2 protein-coding genes and 1 pseudogene are annotated in these 1,422 nt (G+C 49.2%); all 3 read left to right on the top strand.

From position 1 onward, the window contains the following. Positions 1–358, top strand: a pseudogene (locus tag ACFCZ1_RS38520) (hypothetical protein); the annotation flags it as partial. A gap of 55 nt (positions 359–413) precedes the next feature. After that, the gene (locus ACFCZ1_RS38515) at positions 414–686 is read left to right on the top strand and encodes a YgdI/YgdR family lipoprotein (protein WP_375877820.1); all 273 of its coding nucleotides are present in this window, start codon (positions 414–416) and stop codon (positions 684–686) included. A 21-nt stretch (positions 687–707) separates the two neighbouring features. Then, the gene (locus ACFCZ1_RS38510) at positions 708–935 is read left to right on the top strand and encodes a YgdI/YgdR family lipoprotein (RefSeq protein WP_000719360.1); all 228 of its coding nucleotides are present in this window, start codon (positions 708–710) and stop codon (positions 933–935) included. Positions 936–1,422: the final 487 nt, after the last annotated feature.

Genomic DNA, 1,422 nt, shown 5'->3' with positions numbered 1-1,422 from the left:
CTGGGGCGTCGTCTACGTCATCGAGGCCATCGTCCGCATCGCCCTGGCGTACGCCCTGAGCACCAAGACCATGGTGACCCTCAGCCCGATCATGAGGAATCTGGCACGGCAACAAAAGATTTCTTTCCGAACAGTAAAACAGCCTCTTTTTCTCCATGCTCTGTTAGCAATAATCGAAATTCTTGTCCATCAGGCGCGATCCCCCATATACGCAAGATCGGCGCTCTATGTGGCTTATACCAAAATTGATAGTAAAGACCTGCCACTACAACCAGTGAAATTAATAAGGCCATTTCAATCCTCAAAAACAAGCAACATTCCAAAATCGTTTTTCATTCATTTTTACTGCTGGGCATGATGCCCACCTTCAATCCTCTTTTCGCATGAAAAAACGACCTATACTTAGATGGTTAGTGACCATATCCACTTTACCTTTAAGCAGGGAACCTATTATGAATAAAAAAACGCTGTTGGCGGCCATGATGGTCGCGTTGGTGACCTTTGCCGCTGCTGGATGTTCTTCAAACCAAGAAATAAAAACCACAGATGGTCGCACTATCGTTACAGACGGCAAACCCAAAGTTGACAGTGATACGGGGTTAGTATCCTACAAAGATGCCCATACAGGCCGAACCGAACAGATCAACCGTGACAAAATTACCAACATGAGTGAACTAGACAACTGATACGGATAAAAGGAGCTGGCTTTGAAAAAGATTTTTGTTTCAGTGTTCGCAGCGGCAGTTGCGCTTTCAGCCCTAACCGGCTGCACGCGCACAAGCTATGCCATCCACACCAACGACGGGCGTACAATTGTCAGCGACGGCAAGCCTACAGAATCAGACTCAGGCCTGCTGGGCTATAAAGACGCAAATGGTGTCAAACAGCAGATCAATAAAGCCGACGTTAAAGAAGTCTCTGAAATTCCGCATTGAGGCATCGCTCTCTCCGAAAAGGGCCGCTAATGCGGCCCTTTTCTTTATCTGCCCCAACAACAGGCAAAAAAAGCCCCCGCTGGGGGCCAAATACCTGCAGTGGCTGGATAGTACTGCATTCCTGATGAAGGAGACGAATAAGTATGGGCCGGATTTTTGCGTCTGCAGGCTCGGTCGCCACAATTTTTCCGTACCCGCCAGGCATCATGCTTTTACCATAACATCCGTTGTCTGCACCGCCGGATCGGCACTGACGGCGCAGACGGCACCTGGCACCCGAAAACCCGGCTTAAGCAACGCTACATCCTCCGTTAAGCCGGGAGATAATTTTTACCCGACTGCATAGCCATGCAGCCAGGTGAATGACGGCAGGATTCAGCCCAAAAACAGCGTGAAGGCCCCGAAAACCGGCAAATGCTTTTCCAGCCACTCCCACAGTTCTGCCGCCAGATGCAGGCAGTTAAGTACAGCTTCAATAACATTAAGC

The organism is Streptomyces sp. NPDC056224 (genome assembly GCF_042267665.1).
Classification (GTDB): Bacteria; Actinomycetota; Actinomycetes; order Streptomycetales; family Streptomycetaceae; genus Streptomyces.
This window is presented reverse-complemented; position numbering and strand designations above follow the sequence as displayed.